The following is a 15,569-nucleotide window of genomic DNA, read 5'->3' on the forward strand; positions in this document are numbered from 1 at the left end:
CATAAACCTTAAAACAAATATTTGGTATAATTAATCTTTAAAGTATATTTATACATAAATATAATAAATTTTTATTTATTAGCAATATAATATATTTATTGGGTGAAGAGGAGAATATTATGGAGTTTTTTAAGAAGTACAGGAATATAATATTAAAATATAGTTTTCTATTATTTCTAATGATTTTTACTGTTTATTTAGTTTTTCAAAATTTAGATATAAATTCTATAGAAAAAATAAAAGATATAATAAATAAAAAATACATAGTAATGGGAGTCTGTGCAATCTTAGTATATATGATTTTAGAAGGAATAATTTTAAAACAAATACTTGATGCTCAATATAAAGTAAACGAAAAGTTATTAGGCGTTAAGTTGGCTAGTATGGGATTTTATTATAACCTAGTAACACCATTTGCATCTGGAAGCCAACCTATGCTTATATATGTTTTATCTAAATATAAAGTTCCATTAGGTGAAGCTACAGGAATAATAACAAACAAAACGTTATTGTATCAATCTGTAGTAACTATATACTGTGCAGTATTATTTGTATTAAATATGGGAATATTAAAAAGTCAAATACCAGGGGTAATATCTTTAGTTATACTTGGTTTAGGAATAAATGCATTTACCATTTTAATAGCAGTTTTAGCAATTTTAAATCCTGTAAAACTAAAGGCTGTAAGTAGTTTTTTAATACAACATATTTCAAAATTTAAAATTCTAAGATTTTTAAAAAATAAAGAAGAGAAAATAAATAAATTTATAGATGCATACAGCATCTCAGTTAAATTTTTTATGACAAATAAAAAGTTATTATTTAAAACAACAGTATTAACAGTAATCCAACTTACTGCGTATTTTAGCGTATCTTATTGGATATATAGATCATTTAATTTAAATCAAAATCATCTTGTTTATTTAATAACTTTACAAACACTTTTATATATGGCTGTTTCACCTATACCAACTCCGGGTAATATAGGTGCTAATGAGATAGCATTTTTTAGTATATTTAATGGTGTATTTCCAAAATCAATATTGGGATATGCAGTACTTTTATATGGCGCATTAGTATATTATTTTATTTTGATTACAAGTGCTATATTGACATTATTGACACATGCTCAAATTAAAGAGAAACCGACAATTGCAGATAATAGCAACGTTAGTAAAATATAAATTTTTATTTTAAGGAGATAAATTATGACATTTAAAAAAATAAATGAAAACGAACAACAAAACTTACATGATAGAAGTTGCATGATATTAGTTAATTTTAATGCTAAGGAACTTGCAGCAATAAAAACAGTAAGCAATTTTGCTGGGATAAGAGATAGAATAGCTGTAACTAGCAAAAATGGAAATACAAAAATAAACGATATATTAGACGGAAATATGCTTGATGATAATGAAGAAGTATGGAGTGAAAAAGCTATTATATTTAATAATATACCGACTACTAGAGTTTCTGGATTTTTAGATGGATTAAAAAAGATGAAAATAAGAAGACCATTAACTGCTATGGTTACAGAAGTATCAATAGACTGGAAACTAAATACATTAATATACAACTTAAAAGAAGAGAGAAAAGCAATATCTAAAGGACAATTTGCAGAACATAAATAATAAACTTTGAAATAGACCTTATTTTTATATAGGGTCTATTTTTTATGTGATTTTTTAATAGGTAAAAATTAATTTTAAAAAGCAGAAATTATAAGATTTTAAAGGAATTTGTAATTTGCTGTGGAATTAAATTTATTAATGCAAAAACTTAAAAACTTCATACATTATAATTAAAAGGAGAGATGGTATGCATTATTTAGAAGCGCTAGAAAAATTAAAAAAAGGTAGCAAACTTTATTTAGAATGTCAGAGTAATCCATCAATTTTTCATCAGGAACTGCGTGAAGAATTAAAAAATAAGGGACAAAAGCCTTATGTAACAATAATAACTTGTTCTGATTCTAGAGTTCCAGTACAACATATTTTTTCTGCAAGTATGGGAGAATTATTCATTATAAGAAATGCAGGAAATATAATTGGAGATTTTGAAATAGGTTCAGCAGAATATGCATCAGAACATTTAGGAGTTGAGTTAATTGTTGTATTAGGACATACTCATTGTGGAGCAGTTGATGCAACAGTAAGAAATCAAGGACACAGTTATATAAAGTCTATAACTGAAAAAGTTTCAGAAGCTATTGGAACTGAAAAAGACCAACGAAAGGCAGAAGTATTAAATGCAAAATATGGTGTAGAATGTTTGAAAAAAAGTGAAGTTTTAAGTGAATTAGAAAAGCAAGATAAGTTAAAAATCATTTCAGCTATGTACGATATAGAATCAGGAGAAGTTATATTTGAAGATATTAAATAATAAAAAATGAATAATAACTATAAATTTAAAATAAAATAATATTATATTTAATGTTTTGAGATATATGTATCTCAATTTTTTTTTGATTATAATTAAATTAACTATAGAAAGGGGATAATAATTATGAAAGTTTTAATTACTGTAAAAATTAGTGACGAACAATTAGAAAAAATAAAAAGTCTAGGATATGAGATTATAAGAATATCTGAATCGAAAATCAAAAATTGTGAAGAAGTAGATGATGCAGATATATTAGTCACTTATAATCCTTTTAAAAGATTAGATATATCAAAAATGAAAAATTTAAAATATATAATGCTTACAAGTGTAGGATTTGATCAATTACCAAAAGAAAAAGTCATAAAACAAAATATACAAGTAACTAACAACAGAGGTGGATATAGCATACCTATGTCAGAGTGGATAGTTATGTGCATATTAGAAATATATAAAAAATCTAAAATGCTTTATAAACAACAGCAAGATAAAGTTTGGCATATGGATTTTGGAATAAGTGAACTTTATGGAAGTAGAATTGGCTTTTTGGGAACAGGAACAATTGCTGTAGAAGCTGCAAAAAGACTTAATGGATTTGGAGTGGAAATATGGGGGTACAATACTAATGGACGTGAAGTAGAATATTTTGATAGATGCTTTGGAAAAAATCAAATAAATGAAATATTTAAAAACTGCGATGTAGTAGTTAGTACAATGCCTTGCACAGAAAATACAATAGGAATGATTGATAAGGATAAATTTGAATTAATGAAACAAGGTTCTAGCTTTATAAATGTTGGAAGAGGAAAAATCGTCAACGAAGAAGATTTAATAAAATATCTAGATAAATTTAAGGGTGTTGCATTAGACGTATTTGAACAAGAGCCACTTCCAAAAGAAAGCCCACTATGGGATGCTGACAATGTAATTGTTACACCTCATAATTGTTGGGTATCTGATAAAAATGATATAAGAGTAGAGAAATTAATGTATTCTAATTTAAAAAAATATAAAGAAGGCAAACAAGTAGATAATATAGTAAATATAGAAAGAGGATATTAAAAAATAGAGTTTTTAAATAAAGATAATTTTTCTTGGGTTATAAAATAATCTACAAATTTATGATAATATAAATAAGACTAATTTATATTTAGTTAAAAAATAATCTTATATTATTAATTTAATATTAGCATTAAAAAAGTAGAATTTAGATAATACTATGATTATATAAAAAGTTAAGGAGTTTAATGTATGAGTGCTCAAAAGAGAATTGAAGAATTGATAAATTTAATAAATTATCACAATGACAAATATTATAATCAAGATTCACCAGAGATAGAAGATTTTGAATATGATAATTTAATGAAAGAATTAATCAAGTTAGAAGAAGAAAATCCAGAATTAAAAAGAAATGATTCACCATCAAATAGAGTTGGTGGGAAACCATTAGACAAGTTTGAACAAGTTGTACATAAAATACCGATGCTTAGTCTTTCTAATGGATATTCATGGGAAGATTTAAAAGATTTTGACTCAAGAGTTAGAGATGCAGTAGGGCAAGATGTTGAATATGTAGTTGAATTTAAAATAGATGGTCTATCAGTAGGACTTAATTACAATAATGGAATATTTGAAAATGGTGCTACAAGAGGAAATGGTACTGTTGGAGAAGATATTACTAAAAACTTAATGACTATAAAAAATATACCTCTTAATATAGATGAAAAAGACGAACTTACAGTAAGAGGAGAGGTTTATATATCTAAAAAGGATTTTGAAGCAATAAATAAAATCCAAGAAGAACAAGACCAACCTTTATATGCCAATCCAAGAAATTTAGCTGCGGGGTCTTTACGTCAACTAGATTCTAAATTAACAGCTAAAAGACCTCTAGATATATTTATATTTAACTTAGAGGATATGAATTCTAAACAATTTAAAACACATAGCGAATCATTAGAATACTTAAAAACATTAGGTTTCTCAGTAAGCCCAGATTTTAAAGTATTCAAGACTATGGATGAAGTAATAGAACATATAAAATATTGGACTGATCATAGAGAAGATTTAGAATTTGGAATAGATGGAATGGTTATAAAAGTAAATAACCTAGCTCAAAGAGAGCAAATGGGTTATACTGCGAAAAGTCCAAGATGGGCAATTGCATATAAATTCCCAGCAGAAAGAAAACAAACAAAATTATTAGATATAGTTGTGGAAGTTGGTAGAACTGGAACAATAACGCCAACAGCAGTTTTAGAACCGATAAGACTTGCCGGAACAACAGTAAGTAGAGCAACACTTCACAATGAAGATTATATAAATGAAAAAGATATAAAAATAAACGATACAGTATTAGTTCAAAAAGCAGGGGACATAATACCACAAGTAGTTGAAGTTATAAAAGAGAAAAGAACAGGTGATGAAATAACATTTAACATGCCAGAAGAATGTCCAGTATGTGGTGAGCCTACAGTTAGACTAGAAGGAGAAGCAGCAGTTAAGTGTATAAATATATCTTGTCCTGCACAAATTAGAAGAGGAATTATCCATTTTGCATCTAGAGAAGCTATGGACATAGACGGATTAGGAGAATCTATAATCACTTTATTATTAAAAGAAGGATTAATAAAAGATATAGCGGACTTATATTACCTTAAAAAAGAACAAATATCAGTTCTTGAGAGAATGGGTGATAAATCAGCGACTAACTTAATCAATGCCATAGAAAAATCAAAAGAAAATGATTTATGGAGATTTATAAATGGACTAGGTATAAAACTAATAGGAACAAAAGCTGCAAAAATATTAGCAAGTGAATTTAAAGATTTAGATAAATTAATGAATGCAACAGAATCAGAATTAATAAACCTAGAAGAGTTTGGTCAAACTATGGCAGATAGTGTAGTAGAGTTCTTTAAAGAAGAAAAAAATATATCAGTTATAGACAAACTAAAAGCTGCAGGGGTAAATACTAAATTAATTGAATCAGGAAATGAAGATATACCGAAAATATTTGAAAAAATGAAGATAGTTTTAACTGGAACTCTTCCAACATTAAAACGAAATGATGCTAAAGAAATGATAGAACAAAGAGGTGGAAAGGCTACTTCAAGTGTAAGTAAATCTACATCTTTCGTTTTAGCAGGTGAAGAAGCCGGCTCTAAACTGACAAAAGCTAATGATTTAGGCATAAAAGTTATAGACGAAGATAAATTTTTACAATTAATAAATTTAAAAACTAACGAAGAGGTTTTAAGTAATTTATAAAATTAATCAAAAACGTCCGTTAATAACTTCATCAACCTTATATAAAAGTTGATTTTACCTTATAAATGTAGTAAATTAGTCAAAGTAGTGATAGAATTATTTAGAGAATGAAGTTATTTAACGGAATTTACGAATTTAATATTCAAGAGAAGTATTTGATTTTAGAAAGGAAAAAACATGACTAGAATTGATGGTAGAGAGTTTGATCAAATTAGGGATTTAAAAATAACTAGAAATTATACAAAATATGCAGAGGGGTCTGTATTTATAGAAATGGGTGATACAAAAATATTATGTAATGCATCTATAGAGGATAAGGTTCCTCCCTTTCTAAGAAACACAGGAACTGGATGGATAAATGCAGAGTATTCTATGTTACCTAGATCGACTCAACAAAGAAAAATAAGAGATGCATCTAGAGGTAAAATAGATGGTAGAAGTCAAGAAATACAAAGATTAATAGGTAGGGCTATTAGGTCAGTAATTGATTTAGAAAAATTGGGAGAGAGAACTATCTGGATAGATTGTGATGTAATACAAGCAGATGGTGGTACTAGAACAGCATCAATCACAGGGGCATTTGTAGCTGTATTAGACGCTATAAATAAATTACATAAAGATAAAGTAATAAAACATATGCCAGTTAGAAACTTTGTATCAGCAATAAGTGTTGGTATAGTAGATGGAGAATATTTACTTGACTTATGTTATGAAGAAGATTCAAAAGCACAAGTAGATATGAACATAATAATGACTGATAAAGGTGAATTTGTTGAGTTACAAGGAACAGGGGAAGAATGTCCTTTCTCAAGAAAAGATTTAGAAAAACTTCTAGAGCTAGGAGAAAAAGGTAATAAAATGTTACTAAAAGCTCAAAGGGAAGCTTTAGGTGAAATAGCTGATGAGATTCTAGGTGTGGATTATGGTAATGACGTAGTTATAGCTACAGGAAATGCACACAAATTAGAAGAAATAGGTGACATATTAAAGGACTTAGATTATAATATATATTCATTGAAAGATGTCGACCTTGGTGGACTAGAAATCGAAGAAAATGGTAAAACATTTGAACACAATGCCTTAATAAAAGCTAGAGAAGTTGCAAAAAGAACAAAAATGATAACTATAGCTGATGATTCTGGCCTTGAAGTTGATGCAATAGGTAAAAAACCAGGCATATATTCTGCTAGATATGCAGGAGAAAATGCTACTGATGAAGAAAATAGAGCAAAACTATTAAAATCATTAGGAAATACACCTATGAGCCAAAGAAATGCTAGATTTGTTTGTTGTATAGCGGTAGTATTCCCAGATGGAAAAGAATTCGTTGTTAGAGGAACTTGCGAAGGAACTATAGGATTTGAAGAAAAGGGAAGCAATGGATTTGGATACGATAACTTATTTATAGTAAACAAATACAATAAAACATTTGCTGAATTACCAGCAACTATAAAAAATGCTATAAGCCACAGAGCAAATGCACTACAATTAATGAAAGAAGAATTATCAAGAAGAGTAGGAAGATAAATAATATAAAGGTAGTGGATAATAATGAGAATAGGAATAGTTAGTGATACTCATAAATTCACAGCGGCAATGGACAAAGCGATTCCGTACTTAAAATATTGCGACTTGATTGTTCATGCAGGAGATAATATAGATGATTCTTACTATCTAGAGGCTGTGACTGATGTACCAGTTGTTGCTGTAAAAGGCAACTGTGATTTTTATTCTGATCCAGGGAAGGATGAGGAGACGTTTATGGCTGAGGACAAAAAAGTTCTTGTTTGCCATGGACACAATTATGGAATAAAGTATTCTTTAGATGAGCTGCAAAAAAGAGCAGAAGATAAAGAAGCTGATATAGTAATATTTGGCCATTCACATGTACCATATTATAAAGAAAAAGACGGTATTATATTTATTAATCCAGGAAGTACATCTTTACCTAGAGGCGGTTCAAGCAGAGGTATTGGTATATTAGATGTAGAAAATGGAGAAATTACCTATGAAAGGCTAAAAATATAAACCCTCTAATTCTATGGAACACTTGTAAATAAAAAAATGGTTGTGATATAATTAAAGAGTTAGATATTTATTAGAATTAAATTTAAAATTATTCTAAAATGATTACATATATATTTAGGAGGATAAAGTTAGATGAAAGCAGAATTAATTAAAAAAGAAGGTAACGTTGTAAATTTCAAATTAACTATAGACAACGACAAATTTGAAGCTGCTATAAACAAAGCTTACAATAAAAATAAAGGAAGATTTAACATAGCAGGATTCAGAAAAGGTAAAGCACCTAGAAGAATAATAGAAAACAACTACGGAAAAGGAGTATTCTACGAAGAAGCTATAGATATAGTATTCCCAGAAGTATACCCAAGTGCATTAGATGAGTTACAATTAGCTCCAATAGACAGACCAAGCATAGATGTTGAAGAAATAAGCAAAGACAACGGATTAGTATTAGTTGTTGAAGTTGAAGTTCAACCAGAATTCGAATTAGGTCAATACAAAGGTATAGAAGTAGCTAAAGTTGACTATAATGTAACTGAAGAAGAAGTAAATGCTAAATTAAACGAATTACAAGAAAGAGCTTCTAGATTAGTAGATTCAGATAAAGAAATAGAAAATGGAGATACTGCTAACATAGACTTCGAAGGATTCAAAGATGGTGTAGCTTTCGAAGGTGGAAAAGCTGAAGGACACAACTTAGTTATAGGTTCAGGTTCATTCATACCAGGATTCGAAGATCAATTAGTAGGCAAAAAAGCAGGAGAAGAAGTTGACGTTAACGTTACTTTCCCAGCTGACTACCATGCAGAAGATTTAGCTGGAGCTCCAGTTGTATTCAAAGTTAAAGTAAATGGAGTAAAAGTTAAAGAATTACCAGAATTAAACGATGAGTTCGCTCAAGATACTACTGAATTCGATACTTTAGCAGAATTAAGAGCTGACGTTAAAGCTAAAGCTGAAGAAGAAGCTGCTGCAAAAGCTAAAGGTGAAGAAAGAAACGCTGTTGTAGATGCAGTTGTTGCTAACACAGAAATAGAAGTTCCAGAAACTATGGTAAATGCTCAAATAGATAACTCTATAATGGAACTTAACTACTCTTTACAATACCAAGGATTCAGCGTAGAACAATTATTAGAAATGACTGGTAAATCTATGCAAGAATTAAGAGATGAAAAGAAAGAAGATGCTGAAAAATCAGTTAAAGCTTCATTAGTTATAGATGCAATAGCTAAAGCAGAAAACGTAGAAGTAACTGAAGAAGAAGTTGAAGCAGAAGCTGCTAAAATGGCAGAAGCTTACAACATGACATTAGCTCAAATAAAAGAAGCTTTAAAACCATCTGATTTAGAAGATATAAAAGGTCAATTAAGAATAAGAAAAACTATAGACTTCTTAGTTGAAAATGCTGTTATAGCATAATAATAAAATAAAATCTGATTTGTAGTAGTTTTAATAAACTACTACAAATTTATCCACAAAGAATAGAGGGGGTATGAATTATGGCATTAGTACCTACAGTAGTAGAACAAACAGGTAGGGGAGAAAGAGCCTATGATATATATTCTAGACTTTTAAAAGATAGAATTATATTCTTAAGTGATGAAGTAAATGACACTACAGCTAGTTTAGTAGTAGCACAGTTATTATTTTTAGAGGCTGAAGATCCAGATAAAGATATACATCTATATATAAATTCTCCAGGTGGTAGTGTAACAGCTGGTATGGCTATATATGATACTATGCAATATATAAAACCAGACGTTAGCACTATATGCATAGGTTTGGCTGCTTCAATGGGTGCATTCTTATTAAATGCAGGGGCAAAAGGAAAAAGATTTGCATTACCAAACAGCGAAATAATGATACACCAACCTTTAGGTGGAGCAAAAGGTCAAGCTACAGACATAGAAATCCATGCTAAATGGATTCTAAAAATAAGAGAAAGACTAAATCAAATTCTTTCTGAGAGAACTGGGCAACCAATAGAAAAAATACAAGAAGATACAGAACGTGACAACTTTATGAGTGCTCAAGAAGCAAAAGAATACGGTCTAATCGATGAAGTAATAGAAAAGAAGTAATTGAAGAAAGAGCGTAGTTTTAGGAAGAGGTGCTTAATATGTCAAAATATGAAGATAAAAGACAATTAAAATGTTCATTCTGTGGAAAGACTCAAGATCAAGTTAGAAGATTAATTGCAGGGCCAAACGTTTATATATGTGATGAATGTGTTGAGCTTTGTGATGAAATAATACAAGAAGAGATGGAAGAAACTTTAGAAGAAGATACTCTATCTCTGCCAAAACCTAAAGAAATGATGGAAATCTTAAATGATTATGTCATAGGTCAGGAAAGAGCTAAAAAAATATTATCAGTAGCTGTATATAATCACTACAAGAGAATTTACAGCAAAAAAGCAACTTCTAAAGATATAGAAATTCAAAAGAGTAATATACTTTTATTAGGACCTACAGGTTCTGGTAAAACTTTATTAGCTCAAACATTAGCAAAAACATTAAATGTTCCTTTTGCTATGGCAGATGCTACATCTTTAACAGAAGCTGGTTACGTTGGAGAAGATGTTGAAAATATTTTATTAAAACTTATCCAAGCTGCTGATTTCGATATAGAAAAAGCAGAAAGAGGCATAATCTATATAGATGAAATTGATAAAATAGCAAGAAAATCAGAAAATCCATCTATCACTAGAGATGTTAGTGGTGAAGGTGTTCAACAAGCATTATTAAAAATACTTGAAGGAACAGTTGCAAATGTTCCACCACAAGGTGGAAGAAAGCATCCTCATCAAGAATTTCTTAAAATAGATACAACAAACGTATTATTTATTCTAGGTGGAGCCTTCGATGGAATAGAAAAAATAATTCAAAGACGTGGGGAAACTAAAACTCTTGGATTTGGAGCAAAAATAGAAAGTAAAAAGAATATAGATTTAGGAAAAATATATTCAAAAGTTCTACCAGAAGATTTACTTAAATTCGGTATAATACCAGAATTTATAGGTAGAATACCTGTTGTTGCAACATTAGAACTACTAGATGAAGATGCACTAATGAGAATATTACAAGAGCCAAAAAATGCTTTAGTAAAACAATATAAAAAATTATTAGAGCTAGATAATGTAGAGTTAGAGTTTGAAGACGAAGCGTTGAGAGCTATTGCTAAAAAAGCTATCGACAGAAATACAGGTGCTAGAGGTCTTAGAAGTATCGTTGAAAGTGTTATGATGGAAAGCATGTATGAAGTTCCATCAAGAGACGATATCAAAAAGGTAATAGTAACTAAAAAAGCTGTAGAAGGCGATAGTGAACCAGTAATGGTACTTAAAAATCAAGAAGAAAGTGCATAATAAATATATATTTTAAATATATATATGCATATAAATTGGATTTAAAAAGGAGCTTGTTTAGCTCCTTTTTTTGAACATTAAATTATTGATGAATAGGGTTGGATAATAAAAGTAAAAAATAGTAGTATATTTGTATTTATGTTGAAAATTAAACTATGTAAATATATAATATAAAAAGCAATATAAAAATTTCATTAAGATATATTATTATATAAACATATATTTAGGGAAATTAGTGTATTGTCTATAAGATTTTTAGTAAGACAGCAGAATTGTATAAATAATTTAAGGAGTGAAATTATGGAAAATAAATACACTAAAATAGAACGTAAATTACCATTAATTCCTCTAAGAGGATTAGCAATTTTTCCATATATGATATTAAATTTTGATATAGGTAGAGAAGTTTCATTAAAAGCTTTAGATGAAGCTATGCTTGCTGATGAGTTAATATTTTTAACTTCTCAAAAAGAGGCAGAAATAGATGAACCTACAGAAGAAGATTTCTATCATGTCGGAACAATTTGTAAGGTAAAACAAATGATAAAATTACCTGGGGATACTGTACGAGTTTTAGTAGAAGGTATATCAAGAGGTAAAATAAAAGAAGTTAACCAAGATGCAGGATATTTTGAAGCTGTTGTAGATGAAATAATATACAATGAAACTACAACTCAAAATGATATAGAAATAGAAGCTTTAGTAAGAAATGTTTTAGACTCTTTTGAAGAATATATAAACATAGGAAATAGAGTTTCTCCAGAAATACTAGTATCTTTAGAAGAAATAGAAAATGCAGATAGATTTGTTGATACTATTGCTTCTAATATATACTTAAAACCAGAACAAAAACAAGAAATACTAGAAGAGTTTGACATAGCAAAAAGACTAGAGCTTTTATATTCAATCCTTTTAGAAGAAATAGATATATTAAAAATAGAAAAGAAAATAACTCTAAGAGTTAAGAAACAAATGAATAAGGTTCAAAAAGAATATTATTTAAGAGAACAACTTAGAGCTATACAAAAAGAATTAGGTGATGAAGAAGATATTAATTCTGAAGCAGAAGAATACAGAATTAAACTTAAAAAAATCAAAGCACCTAAAGATACAAAAGAAAAAATAAGTAAAGAAATAGATAAGTTCTCTAGAATATCACCTGCTTCACCAGATGTTTCTGTAAGCAGAAACTACTTAGAAACGATATTCTCATTACCATGGAACAAAGAAACTAAAGACAAATTAGATATTAATAAAGCCAAAGAAGTTTTAGATAATGAACACTATGGTATGGAAAAAGTTAAAGAGAGAATACTAGAATTCTTAGCAGTTAGAACTTTATCTAAATCATTAAAAGGACCAATAATCTGTTTAGTTGGACCTCCAGGTGTAGGTAAAACATCTATAGCTAGATCTATTGCCGCATCTATGAATAGAAAATTCGTGAGAATTTCTCTTGGTGGTGTTAGAGATGAAGCAGAAATAAGAGGTCATAGAAGAACTTATGTTGCTGCTATACCAGGTAGAATCATAAATGGTGTAAAAGAAGCTCAAACTAAGAACCCTGTATTCTTATTAGATGAAATAGATAAAATGGCATCTGATTATAAAGGTGATGTTGCATCTGCAATGTTAGAAGTCTTAGACCCAGAACAAAATAAAAACTTTGTAGACCATTACTTAGAAATACCATTTGATTTATCTAAAATCTTATTTATAACTACAGCAAATAGTTTAAGTACAATACCAGGTCCATTACTTGATAGAATGGAAATAATCGAATTATCTGGTTATATAGAAGAAGAAAAATTAAACATAGCTCAAAAATATCTACTTAAAAAACAAATCGAAGAAAATGGCCTTGAAGAAGGATTTGTAAAAATAGATGACGAGACTATGAGAGATATTATAAATTACTACACTAGAGAAGCTGGTGTCAGAACTCTAGAAAGAACTATCGGCAAAATATGCAGAAAGATAGCTAAAAAATATGTAGAAGACCCAACTTTAACTGAAGTTGTGGTTACAAAAGAAGACCTAGAGGAATATCTAGGAAAAGACAAATATACATTTGACTTAGCTGGTATTAAACCAGAAATTGGTATGGTTACAGGGCTTGCATGGACTGCTGTTGGTGGAGTAACTTTAAACGTAGAAGTTAATGTACTAAAAGGTAAGGGACAAGTTGTATTAACTGGTCAATTAGGAGATGTAATGAAAGAATCTGCTAAAACAGCAATTTCTTATATCAGATCAATTTCAGATAAATTCAACATACCTGAAGACTTCTACCAAACTAAAGATATCCATATACACATTCCAGAAGGAGCAACACCAAAAGATGGACCATCTGCTGGTGTAACAATGGCTACTGCTGTAATTTCAGCATTAACTAATATACCTGTAAGATGTGATGTTGCTATGACTGGTGAGATAACTCTAAGAGGTAGAGTATTACCTGTTGGTGGAATAAAAGAAAAATTACTTGCAGCACATAGAGCAGGAATCAAAAAGGTATTACTTCCAAAAGATTGTGAAGCTCAATTAGATGAAATACCACAAAACGTAAAAGATCAAATGGAATTTGTATTAGTTAAACATTTAGACGAGGTATTAGAGCATGCTCTAGTAAAAGATGGTGACAGAAATGAAAATTAGAAGTACAGAAATAAAAATGAGTGCAACAAAAAGACATCAATATCCAGCAGAGGGACTACCAGAAATAGCATTAGTTGGTAGATCTAACGTTGGGAAATCTTCTTGTGTAAATGCACTATTAAATAGAAGAAACTTTGCAAGAACTAGTCAGACTCCAGGGAAAACTAGAACTATAAACTTCTATTTAATAAACAATGAATTCTATTTTGTTGACCTTCCAGGATACGGATATGCAAAGGTTGCAAAATCAGAAAAAGACAAATGGGGAAATATAATGGAAACTTATCTAGGAGATAGAGAAGAATTATGTGCTATTTTCTTATTAGTTGATATTAGACATGAACCAACAAATGATGACGTTATGATGTATGAATGGATAAAACACTTTGGATATGAATGTGTTGTAATAGCTACAAAAGCAGATAAAATATCTAGAGGGCAATACCAAAAACACATGAGCGTAATAAGAAAGAAATTACAATTAGAAAAAGAAGAAAAAATAATTCCTATATCCTCAAGCAAGAAAACTGGTGTAGAAGATGTTTGGAACGAAATAGTTAATCAATATAATAAACATGGATATGAAGTAACAGTAGACTAATTTTAACTACTACTTGTATTTATTAGTTGATTACAACAATAGAATCTTAATGTATTTTAAACCTATGATGAAATTATTTGAAAAATTTTCGTCATAGGTTTATTTTTTTGTAACAAAAATCAAACTAAATAAATATCTTAATATAGAATTTTTTTTAGGGGGGGCTGTTTATGACAGGCAAAATAAGAAAGATGTTTCCAGGGGGAAATACAGCGAATGGATTTTATTCATTTTTTGATTATATAATACCACAAGATGTAAATAGAATTTTTTGCTTAAAAGGTGGTCCAGGTGTTGGAAAATCATCTTTTATGAAAAAAATATCTAAGGAATTTAATAAGATGGGATATGATGTAGAGCTACATTATTGTTCATCTGACCCTAGCTCATTAGACGGAATAGTAATAAAAGAACTCAATGTTGTTATGATAGATGCGACTGCACCTCATACTGTAGATCCTAAAACACCTGGTGCTATTGATGAGATATTAAATTTTGGCGAGTTTTGGGATGTAGAAAAAATAGAAGAAAATAGAGATAAAATAAAAGCTTGTAATGAAGATATAAGTGAATGTTTCCAAAGAGCATTTAGATTTTTAAAATCAGCAGAACCTATTTATATAGATGTAGAATCAAAAATTTCAAAGTGCATAGACTTATCAAAATTAAGTAAAATAACAGATGAATTTCTTGAAAAAATATTTGCTGATGTAGAATTTAGCGGTAAGAAAGCATATGTAAGACATTTATTTGGTTCAGCAATAACGCCAATAGGATATTTAGATTATTCAGATAGTCTTTTTGATGGAGTTGAAAATATATATTATCTAGAAGGAGAAATAGGAAGCGGAAAAACTACATTATTAGAGGCTGTTTATACTAGAGCACAACAAAAAGGATTAGATGTTGAAGTTTATCATTTTCCATTGATAATAGATAAATTGCAAGCTGTATATATTCCAGCTTTAGATTTAGCTGTTACGACTAGTGCTAGATTTAAGGATAAAAAGGAAATTGACTTAAATACATGTATAGATGAAGATAAATTAAAGAAATATATAGATGATGTGAAAATTGATAAAGATTTAGTTGATTATTTAATGAATAACGCTATTTCGAACTTGAAACGAGCTAAATTTAACCATGATATAGTTGAAGATTATTATGTACCTGCTATGGATTTTAATAAGGTGGAATTATTAAAAGATGAAATTATAAATCGAATATTAAAATATAAAAAATAGAAACGGACAGATTTGCAAAAAGGGA

The 15,569-nt window shown here is 29.1% G+C and carries 13 protein-coding genes; all 13 read left to right on the plus strand.

All coding sequences use genetic code 11. The annotated features are described in order from the left end of the window. The first annotated feature begins 119 nt into the window (after positions 1-119). The 13 genes from ABCM86_RS09140 (at position 120) to ABCM86_RS09200 (ending at position 15,544) form a co-directional block, all read left to right on the plus strand. Positions 120-1,184 (plus strand): lysylphosphatidylglycerol synthase transmembrane domain-containing protein, encoded by a 1,065-nt coding sequence (locus ABCM86_RS09140; RefSeq protein WP_343003875.1) that lies wholly within the window; start codon positions 120-122, stop codon positions 1,182-1,184. 24 nt (positions 1,185-1,208) lie between these two features. Then, complete coding sequence (locus tag ABCM86_RS09145; protein ID WP_195931852.1) at positions 1,209-1,631, plus strand: DUF3783 domain-containing protein; 423 nt, start codon at positions 1,209-1,211, stop codon at positions 1,629-1,631. A 187-nt stretch (positions 1,632-1,818) separates the two neighbouring features. Beyond that, entirely contained in the window at positions 1,819-2,382 is a 564-nt protein-coding gene (locus tag ABCM86_RS09150; RefSeq protein WP_195931851.1) for a carbonic anhydrase, read from the plus strand. A gap of 123 nt (positions 2,383-2,505) precedes the next feature. Continuing rightward, positions 2,506-3,441, plus strand: a complete 936-nt coding sequence (locus tag ABCM86_RS09155) for a phosphoglycerate dehydrogenase (RefSeq protein WP_343003876.1) — start codon at positions 2,506-2,508, stop codon at positions 3,439-3,441. 189 nt (positions 3,442-3,630) lie between these two features. Then, positions 3,631-5,649, plus strand: a complete 2,019-nt coding sequence (ligA, locus tag ABCM86_RS09160; protein WP_195929618.1) for an NAD-dependent DNA ligase LigA — start codon at positions 3,631-3,633, stop codon at positions 5,647-5,649. Between the two features lie 177 nt (positions 5,650-5,826). Then, on the plus strand, positions 5,827-7,176 hold the full coding sequence (gene rph, locus ABCM86_RS09165; RefSeq protein WP_295676390.1) for a ribonuclease PH: 1,350 nt from the start codon (positions 5,827-5,829) through the stop codon (positions 7,174-7,176). 24 nt (positions 7,177-7,200) lie between these two features. Beyond that, positions 7,201-7,677, plus strand: a complete 477-nt coding sequence (locus tag ABCM86_RS09170) for a metallophosphoesterase (protein WP_295676391.1) — start codon at positions 7,201-7,203, stop codon at positions 7,675-7,677. A 132-nt stretch (positions 7,678-7,809) separates the two neighbouring features. Continuing rightward, complete coding sequence (tig, locus tag ABCM86_RS09175; RefSeq protein WP_343003877.1) at positions 7,810-9,093, plus strand: trigger factor; 1,284 nt, start codon at positions 7,810-7,812, stop codon at positions 9,091-9,093. Between the two features lie 80 nt (positions 9,094-9,173). Next, positions 9,174-9,755, plus strand: a complete 582-nt coding sequence (clpP, locus tag ABCM86_RS09180; RefSeq protein WP_195929622.1) for an ATP-dependent Clp endopeptidase proteolytic subunit ClpP — start codon at positions 9,174-9,176, stop codon at positions 9,753-9,755. Positions 9,756-9,793: 38 nt separating this feature from the next. Next, positions 9,794-11,041 carry an ATP-dependent Clp protease ATP-binding subunit ClpX gene (gene clpX / locus ABCM86_RS09185; protein ID WP_195929623.1) on the plus strand — a complete coding sequence of 416 codons (1,248 nt, stop codon included), beginning with the start codon at positions 9,794-9,796 and terminating at the stop codon, positions 11,039-11,041. A 300-nt stretch (positions 11,042-11,341) separates the two neighbouring features. After that, positions 11,342-13,699 carry an endopeptidase La gene (gene lon / locus ABCM86_RS09190; RefSeq protein WP_295733431.1) on the plus strand — a complete coding sequence of 786 codons (2,358 nt, stop codon included), beginning with the start codon at positions 11,342-11,344 and terminating at the stop codon, positions 13,697-13,699. Then, complete coding sequence (gene yihA, locus ABCM86_RS09195; RefSeq protein ID WP_295676396.1) at positions 13,689-14,300, plus strand: ribosome biogenesis GTP-binding protein YihA/YsxC; 612 nt, start codon at positions 13,689-13,691, stop codon at positions 14,298-14,300. The genes lon and yihA overlap by 11 nt, the downstream gene beginning before the upstream one ends. Positions 14,301-14,470: 170 nt before the next feature. Then, the gene (locus ABCM86_RS09200) at positions 14,471-15,544 is read left to right on the plus strand and encodes a PRK06851 family protein (protein WP_295733429.1); all 1,074 of its coding nucleotides are present in this window, start codon (positions 14,471-14,473) and stop codon (positions 15,542-15,544) included. The last annotated feature ends 25 nt before the right edge of the window (positions 15,545-15,569 follow it).

Origin of the sequence: Clostridium sp. 2218st1_F5_2218SCRN_220325, from assembly GCF_039062665.1 — a bacterium.
Classification (GTDB): Bacteria; Bacillota; Clostridia; order Peptostreptococcales; family Peptostreptococcaceae; genus Intestinibacter.

What these genes read in the sequence shown, in the direction of transcription:
- ABCM86_RS09170 (WP_295676391.1), top strand. Translation starts at nt 7,201, where the DNA reads ATGAGAATAGGAATAGTTAGTGATACTCATAAATTCACAGCGGCAATG.
- rph (WP_295676390.1), top strand. Translation starts at nt 5,827, where the DNA reads ATGACTAGAATTGATGGTAGAGAGTTTGATCAAATTAGGGATTTAAAA.
- yihA (WP_295676396.1), top strand. Translation starts at nt 13,689, where the DNA reads ATGAAAATTAGAAGTACAGAAATAAAAATGAGTGCAACAAAAAGACAT.
- ABCM86_RS09145 (WP_195931852.1), top strand. Translation starts at nt 1,209, where the DNA reads ATGACATTTAAAAAAATAAATGAAAACGAACAACAAAACTTACATGAT.
- clpX (WP_195929623.1), top strand. Translation starts at nt 9,794, where the DNA reads ATGTCAAAATATGAAGATAAAAGACAATTAAAATGTTCATTCTGTGGA.
- lon (WP_295733431.1), top strand. Translation starts at nt 11,342, where the DNA reads ATGGAAAATAAATACACTAAAATAGAACGTAAATTACCATTAATTCCT.
- ligA (WP_195929618.1), top strand. Translation starts at nt 3,631, where the DNA reads ATGAGTGCTCAAAAGAGAATTGAAGAATTGATAAATTTAATAAATTAT.
- clpP (WP_195929622.1), top strand. Translation starts at nt 9,174, where the DNA reads ATGGCATTAGTACCTACAGTAGTAGAACAAACAGGTAGGGGAGAAAGA.
- ABCM86_RS09200 (WP_295733429.1), top strand. Translation starts at nt 14,471, where the DNA reads ATGACAGGCAAAATAAGAAAGATGTTTCCAGGGGGAAATACAGCGAAT.
- ABCM86_RS09155 (WP_343003876.1), top strand. Translation starts at nt 2,506, where the DNA reads ATGAAAGTTTTAATTACTGTAAAAATTAGTGACGAACAATTAGAAAAA.
- ABCM86_RS09150 (WP_195931851.1), top strand. Translation starts at nt 1,819, where the DNA reads ATGCATTATTTAGAAGCGCTAGAAAAATTAAAAAAAGGTAGCAAACTT.
- tig (WP_343003877.1), top strand. Translation starts at nt 7,810, where the DNA reads ATGAAAGCAGAATTAATTAAAAAAGAAGGTAACGTTGTAAATTTCAAA.
- ABCM86_RS09140 (WP_343003875.1), top strand. Translation starts at nt 120, where the DNA reads ATGGAGTTTTTTAAGAAGTACAGGAATATAATATTAAAATATAGTTTT.